Here is a 7,306-nt window from a genome sequence, read left to right on the forward strand (position 1 = left end):
CAAATCCTGACTTTGACTGTGTCGTTTTAGATTATAAAATGCCAGTGATGGACGGGTTTGAGGCTGCAAAAAGTATTTTGAATGTAAATCCAAAGCAGAGAATAATTTTTGCCTCAGCGTATTTAGATGAAACAATAGAAAAACAAATTCAAAAATTAAAAAGAATTACAGAGATTATAAAAAAACCATTCAAAATAAACGACATGGTAACAGTGTTGGAAAGCACAGAAATGCATACAATGGTTGAAAAATTTAATATGAACATATCAAAAAAGGATGGAAACATCACACATGATGAAATGATAGACATTATGTCAGATATAAAAAATATAACAGAAGAAAATTAAATGAAATAAAATGACATTAGTGAAAATCAACACAAATAATTTTAATGTCTGCTTTTTTTGAAATAAATAATGAAAGAAAACGCATTTTTAGATTTTTCAAATATTTTTTTAGGAGCAGAGACACTTCTAAAGGATTCGATGTTTTTAGAATCAGTAATCAAGGGGGTATCTAACATATGCATTATCAGTACAACAGATACAAGTGGTAAAATTACATATGTAAATGATTTATTTTGTCAAACATGTGGATATGAAAAAAATGATCTAATTGGAAGATCACACAACATAATCAAATCAGAACATCATCCAGAATCATTTTTTGAAGATATGTGGAAAGCAATAAAATCAGGGAAGAGTTGGAAGGCATTAATAAAAAATAAAAGAAGAGATGGGACTAATTATTGGAATAGAACAGTCATATTTCCAGTATATGATAAATTACAAGACGTTATAGGATATGTATCATTTAGTAATGAAGTTACATCTCAAATATCCTATCAACAAAAAATTGAAGAGATACAAAAGATACAAAATGAGTTTTTGCATATTGCATCACATGAACTAAAAACACCATTACAACCACTCAGAAATTATGTAAAACTAGCAAAAACAGGAAGAATGTCAAAAGACAAAGCGTTAGAAGGGATAGGAAAATCAGTTGATGAATTGATCAGTTTATCAGATAATTTATTGGATGTAACAAAAATCGAAAGTGGGAATATGTCATTTAACAAATCAGAATTTTCACTAAGTTCGATGCTAAAAGATGTTGCAGAATCATATCCAAGTGATGAAAAAATAAAATTTGTTGCAAACATCGAAGATGGTATAGTGATAAACGCTGATCCAGTAAGAATAAGACAAGTGGTAAATAACTTGGTAAGTAATTCTGTCAAGTTTACAGACAAAGGAACAGTGAGTATAGTTGCATCATACAATGAGAAGAAAGACAAAATCCAAATCAAAGTGACAGATAACGGTTATGGGATAAATCCAAAAATATTACCAAAAATATTTGAAAAGTTCTCTACAATGGGATCAAATAAAAATTTGCAAGAAGGTACAGGTATGGGTTTATTTTTATGTAAAAATATCATTGAGAAACATGGAGGTACCATAAAAGGGGAGAATGCCTCAGGGGATGGAGGAACAGTTTTTACAGTTGAAATTCCAATTGAACAAAAAATCTAAAAATAAAACATAGATATTAAATGTAAGAGATGAGAATATAATTTATGAATCAACGCACAGTGTGTGATGAAATGTATGAATATTTGCATGTAGAATATGCTGCAATTTGGAGTAAAGAAGGTAAAAAAATTGCAGGAGGATGGAGAGAAGAAATCCAAACAATATCTATTGAAGATGAAAAAAAAGAGGCATTAAAAGCCCATTTCAGATGGGCCAGTAGAATTAGTGATGGACAGAATAAAGAAAAACCAAGGTGGTCAATGGCAATGTATGATAGAATGGTAAAAATTGCATGCCCAATAAAAAATGATTTATTGTTAATTCAAATAAATTCACCAATTTTACCTGCAAATTTAGCATTAAAAATAGATGAAATTGCAAAATCAAATGAAAATTCAACATATGAGGCTAAAGAAAACACATTTGAAAAGTACGATTATTTGTTAAGAGAATCCAATACAGACAAGGGGAAAATTAATTCATTATTAGATGTTGTTAAATTTGATACAAGTGTAGTGGTTGCAAAAAAGAATGGTGAAGTAGTTTATGTAAATGACAAATTTTTATCACAAATCAATAAAAATAAAAAAGAAATTTTTGAAACACAATTTAACATATTAGCTACAAAGGGGCTTTTTCAATACAATAAAAAAATAACAGAAGCACTAGATTCTAAAAGAAAATGGAAAGGAATGATAAATGACAATACAAGTAACAAATGGTTTAATGTAATAATAGCGCCTTTTGAAAAAGTAGGAAATAATGTAAATACAATTATCGTCACATATCAAGATATAACAGAATATGTCAAATCAAAAGAAATGCTTCAAAACTTTATAGGTAGAGCATCTCACGAAATTAAGACACCCATTCAACCACTCATCAATTATGTAAACATGGCTGAAAAAGAATTGATCTCAAATGATGATGCATTTAAAGGGATAAAAAGATCAACAAATAGATTACTTGAATCAGTAAACGAATTATTGAGATTTAATAAATTACAAAAAGAACCACTAATTACCAAACAAAGATTTTCGTTAGATGAGATATTAAGAGACATAGTAAAAGAAGCAAGAATAGAGTGCAAAATTCCGATAACTACGAATTTGGAGAAAGGTTGGATGAGTGGAGATGTTCAAAAAATAAAACATGTATTTTACGAAGTTATTTCAAATGCAAAAAAATTTACAAAAAAAGGATATATTTCAATAAAATTAGTTTGTCAAGATGAATTTGTCATAATAACAATTACAGATACAGGAATTGGAATGTCAGAAAAAATTAAAGAAGATGTTTTTAAAAAAATTCATGACAGTGGAGAAACAGGAATGGGTTTGTATGTCACAAAACAGATAGTTGAAGCACATGAAGGGACAATAACAATAAAGAATAATCCAAATCATGGAACTAGTGTTAAAATCACAATGCCTCTAAAATCATCACAAAATCACAAAGTAGAATTAAGTTAAAAAACAATACACAACACAGATGAAAAAAATAATTTTTCAATACATTATACATGAGTCAAAAAATGTATAATTAAAAATAACAAATACAATTAACATCAGATTTTCAAAGTCTAAAAAAATAAAAAAATCAGTCTATCTTGATTTCTGACTATCCTAGATCATAGAATTTGTCAGCATCAATTAGTGCTGGGATGAATCGGTCAATAGAGAGTACTGCGCCTTGTTCACCAAGTAACTCGATGTGGATTGGCTCATTGTGTGCTGGTCCTTCACCGGCTTTAAAGACGATTGTAAGGACTGCATTTTCACCTCTCTCTAAATGAGAGTCAGCATCAGCATTTGATGTAAAGTAGATGATACCAGAAGTTGCTGCAGCATTTGTAGGAGTTGCAGCTGTTGGATCACCGGCACCAAATGTATTATCTGTAACTGCTGCTGCAATTGCAGTGCTAGTTGATGTGTACATGGTAGCACCAGAGTAAGTTTTTGCTAAAACATCTTCATAAGAAATGCTGTTAGTCAAAACTTTGACTTGGGTTACTTCATCGGCTAGATTCACAGGATTGCTTCCTGATGAGATTTTCAATGGAACTGAAATCACATCTAATTTGGCAGAATCACCTCCAGCATCTACTGTATAGACACCAGCTACGCTTCCTGAAATCTGAACGTTGCTTGCTGACTCTTCTAGACCTGACATTATGGTTTCTTTGGCCTGTTGTGTGGTTGAGAAACCTGTGTTAAGTACAACAAAGGCAAGACTTGCAGCTACAATTACAAATGCAATCATAACTATTGCAGACTCGACTCCGAGTACTCCACGACGTTTGGTCAATTTTGTCATGATGATGTGTGGGAATTATTAGACTATATGGTGTGGTGTGTTTAGTTTGAACAAACGATTCAGATTTGATCAAAGTCACAATGTTTTAACTAAAATGTTAATTTGATCGCACATAGGATACAAAATTAAAAATGTATGAAATACAACATGGATGAATCTGAAATGATTCGATATGAAGATGAAATTAGCGAAATAACGTATTCTTGTTTTCAGAAAATTTTGTCAGAGCAAACATTAGATCATTTAAGAAAAACATTAGCACAACAAGGAATAGATTTGAGACGAATTTCTGAAAATCCAGAAATGACAATGTCTGCAATAAAGAGTATTTTTGGTGAAGGTGGCAACTATCTTTCAGAAGCAATAAAATTAGAGATCCAGATGGCTTTTATTGATTTTTCAGATGAAGAGTTACCAAAAGTGATCAAGACAATTATTGCTGAACAATACAAATAAAAAAATTACAAAAGACTACAAATGATTCATTGTAACTATTAATATTTAATAAAATATCAAAACATGAAAGTATGTATGGATTGTTTAGATTTAGTATTTACTGATGCAGTAATGTGCCCATATTGTAAATGTCATGATTTTATGTCAAATTACAAGGTACAACCATTAACTGAAAATATGATATATGAATAAATCTAAAAAACAAACATACAATATTACGTAAATAAAGAATAACTCATGTCAATTACAGTATCTAAAAAAATTCTAATTTCATTTATTGCACTAGTTGCCATATCTCTGGTAGTAACATCTGCAATATCTTACACATCAGCATCAGCTGCACTAGAATCAGAAATCCTAAAAAAAATGCAAGGGTTACTGGATGTAAAAAAAGAAAAGATCTCAGACTACCACACAGATTTAAAATCAGATGTTGCCTTGATTTCAAAATATTTCAACGTCATACACAACATACCAATTTTAGATAAATTCAAAGATGTGCCAAACTCCAAAGAGTTTGCAGATGCAACTGCAATGCTTGATTCTCAGTTAAGCGAGTACAACAAAGAAAGAGCAGATATTGAAAATGTAGAGATACTTAACAATAAAGGCATAATCCTTTATGCAACAAATCCAGATGAGATAGATGAGATAGGAGATTTGCTGTGGGATAAAATCGGTGCAGTGAGTTTAGACGAAGACGAGATATTTACCACTCCAGCATATCTTGATGAAAATCATGTATCATTGCATATGTTGAGAAACGTGTTTAGTCAAGATGGTAAACACATTGGATACATCAATGCAGAAATTAATCTAGATAATGCACTGCCAACAATTTCCACATATTCAGGGCTTGGCAATACTGGAGAGTCATTACTTGCAATGAGAACAGGTTCAGGATTTACATTTGTAAATGAAGTAAGACACGGGGACAATCCAGGATTAACAATGCACGGAGTAATTGGTGAGGATACAGCACTGCCAATGCAAGAGGCAGTGCAAAAAATTTCAGACAAGGGTAAAAGCATAGATTATCGAGGAGAGCCAATCATTGCTGCATGGGATTACATCCCAGGATTTGAGTGGGGAATAGTTACTAAAATTGACATATCTGAAGCTACAGCAGATACACAAGAACTTGCAGTAAATCTGTTAATAATTAATGGTACAGTAATTGCAACTACAATACTCATTAGTGTCATAGTATCACGTTCGATTACAAAACCAATCAACTCCCTTCGAGACAAAGTCATTAGATTTGGTGCATCATCATCATCATCATCATCATCATCATCATCATCATATACTGGACAAAGCGAGATTGAAATTTTAGACAAAGAGTTTGAAAACATGAAACAGTCAGTAGCAAAGGGAATAGAAGACATGAAGACAATTGAGCAAATTTTAGACAAAGCTGCCCTCGTATCTCGAACCGACCTAAAGGGCGACATTACGTATGCCAATGAAGAGTTTTGCAAGATATCAGGGTATAGTAAAGAAGAGTTAATTGGGAAAAATCATAGAATCATAAAGTCAGGCAAGCATCCAGATTTTTATTATAAAACAATATGGGACACCATCACTGAAGGAAAAACATGGAGAGGGATAATACAAAATAAAGCAAAGGATGGGACACTTTATTGGACAATATCAATTATTGCCCCAAATAGATCAAAAAATAATAATGGATATACAAGTATCAGAGTAGACATCACAAAACAAATAGAATATGAAAATATTATCAAAGAAAAAATAAAAACAGAAAGAGAGTTTACGCACATAGCATCGCATGAATTAAGAACACCATTACAACCTATGATTAATTTTGGAGAAATGGCAAAAGAAGGAATCATTTCAAAAGAAGATGCAATAAATGGAATGATGGAATGTGCAAGTCAACTTGAAAAAATTACAGAAGACATGCTTGAAGTTAGTCGGATAGAATCAAACACTTTAAAAATGAATATTGAAAAATTCGATATTAAAGAAATAATAGAACAATCAGTAAAGAGAGCATTACAAATTGTTTCAAAAGATATTCAAATCATTAAAAATTATCAAAATTGTGAAATAGAGGCAGATCGAGGCAAGATCACACAAGTAATAGATAATATTTTATCAAATGCAATTAAATTTACAAAGAAAGGCAGCATAACAATAAAAGTAAAAACAGATGAAAGTAATATCACAGTATCAATAACTGATTCAGGACAAGGAATACATCCAGATGTATTAGATAAAGTTTTTAAAAAATTTTCAACAAAACAGACATCAGACATAGAACAAAAAGGAACAGGTTTGGGAATGTACATTTCACAAAAATTCATCAAAGGACACCATGGTACAATAACTGCACATAATGAAAAAGATCACGGTGCAACAATTTCATTTACAATACCAAAAAAACAGTAAAAAAATATGTGTAAAGATAACCAGTAAAGACAACATATCAGAATACAGATCAAAAAAAAATACAAATAACATAATTATTCAAATGATGTTTTTCAAATGAACATACGGTTGCTTTTATACTATCCAACATAATTCAACACATGCAAAATTCATCAGAAGTTATTCGTTCGGAATTAGATGTGACAATGTTTGCAGAATTGGTTTCAATGTTTGGTGAGAACATGGCAGAAATTCTTTTCAGACGTGCATTAAAATCAGGCGTAGATATTAAAAAAATGTCAGAATGTTCAGATGTAATTATGGATGTTTTACATGAACTACTAGGTGCAGGTGCAGATTTTATGGAAATGCAAGCAATAAACTCATTAAAAAAGAGATTTGATGTCACACAAGAGTCAGTAACAATTAAAGATATTGTGATAGATGTAAAACATAATTACTTGACAAATAGTACATAATTAATGAAAATTTTGATTGCCGAAGACGAAGAGGACATTTCAAACCAATACAAACTAGTGTTAGAAGGCAAGGGGCACAAAGTTACACTAACTGAAAATGGCAAAGTCTGTGCAGATGAGTTT

General features: G+C 31.1%; 7 protein-coding genes. 6 read left to right on the top strand and 1 reads right to left on the bottom strand.

From position 1 onward, the window contains the following. From AW732_RS02720 to AW732_RS02730, 3 genes are all read left to right on the top strand, one after another. The coding region (locus tag AW732_RS02720) for a response regulator (RefSeq protein ID WP_156416053.1) at nucleotides 1–347 on the top strand (347 nt) is incomplete at its 5' end. Nucleotides 348–416: 69 nt separating this feature from the next. Beyond that, on the top strand, nucleotides 417–1,538 hold the full coding sequence (locus AW732_RS02725) for a HAMP domain-containing sensor histidine kinase (RefSeq protein ID WP_067958169.1): 1,122 nt from the start codon (nucleotides 417–419) through the stop codon (nucleotides 1,536–1,538). Between the two features lie 44 nt (nucleotides 1,539–1,582). Then, nucleotides 1,583–3,010, top strand: coding sequence for a PAS domain-containing sensor histidine kinase (locus AW732_RS02730; protein ID WP_067958171.1), 1,428 nt, complete (start codon nucleotides 1,583–1,585; stop codon nucleotides 3,008–3,010). A 148-nt stretch (nucleotides 3,011–3,158) separates the two neighbouring features. On the opposite strand, the gene AW732_RS02735 is transcribed toward AW732_RS02730, so the two are convergent. Then, nucleotides 3,159–3,854 (bottom strand): archaellin/type IV pilin N-terminal domain-containing protein, encoded by a 696-nt coding sequence (locus tag AW732_RS02735; RefSeq protein ID WP_067958173.1) that lies wholly within the window; start codon nucleotides 3,852–3,854, stop codon nucleotides 3,159–3,161. A 147-nt stretch (nucleotides 3,855–4,001) separates the two neighbouring features. Here AW732_RS02735 and AW732_RS02740 point away from each other — a divergent pair, with 147 nt between their 5' ends. The 3 genes from AW732_RS02740 to AW732_RS02750 all read left to right on the top strand — a co-directional run bounded on the left by AW732_RS02740 (nucleotide 4,002) and on the right by AW732_RS02750 (nucleotide 7,183). Next, complete coding sequence (locus AW732_RS02740) at nucleotides 4,002–4,310, top strand: hypothetical protein (RefSeq protein WP_156416054.1); 309 nt, start codon at nucleotides 4,002–4,004, stop codon at nucleotides 4,308–4,310. 237 nt (nucleotides 4,311–4,547) lie between these two features. Further along, nucleotides 4,548–6,725 (top strand): sensor histidine kinase, encoded by a 2,178-nt coding sequence (locus AW732_RS02745; RefSeq protein ID WP_067958178.1) that lies wholly within the window; start codon nucleotides 4,548–4,550, stop codon nucleotides 6,723–6,725. 140 nt (nucleotides 6,726–6,865) lie between these two features. Beyond that, nucleotides 6,866–7,183 (top strand): hypothetical protein, encoded by a 318-nt coding sequence (locus AW732_RS02750; RefSeq protein WP_067958179.1) that lies wholly within the window; start codon nucleotides 6,866–6,868, stop codon nucleotides 7,181–7,183. Nucleotides 7,184–7,306: the final 123 nt, after the last annotated feature.

The organism is Nitrosopumilus sp. Nsub (assembly GCF_001541925.1).
Lineage (GTDB): Archaea > Thermoproteota > Nitrososphaeria > Nitrososphaerales > Nitrosopumilaceae > Nitrosopumilus.

Excerpts from the sequence above, each read along its gene's own strand:
- AW732_RS02725 (WP_067958169.1), top strand. The coding sequence starts at position 417 with ATGAAAGAAAACGCATTTTTAGATTTTTCAAATATTTTTTTAGGAGCA.
- AW732_RS02730 (WP_067958171.1), top strand. The coding sequence starts at position 1,583 with ATGAATCAACGCACAGTGTGTGATGAAATGTATGAATATTTGCATGTA.
- AW732_RS02735 (WP_067958173.1), bottom strand. The coding sequence starts at position 3,854 with ATGACAAAATTGACCAAACGTCGTGGAGTACTCGGAGTCGAGTCTGCA.
- AW732_RS02740 (WP_156416054.1), top strand. The coding sequence starts at position 4,002 with ATGGATGAATCTGAAATGATTCGATATGAAGATGAAATTAGCGAAATA.
- AW732_RS02745 (WP_067958178.1), top strand. The coding sequence starts at position 4,548 with ATGTCAATTACAGTATCTAAAAAAATTCTAATTTCATTTATTGCACTA.
- AW732_RS02750 (WP_067958179.1), top strand. The coding sequence starts at position 6,866 with ATGCAAAATTCATCAGAAGTTATTCGTTCGGAATTAGATGTGACAATG.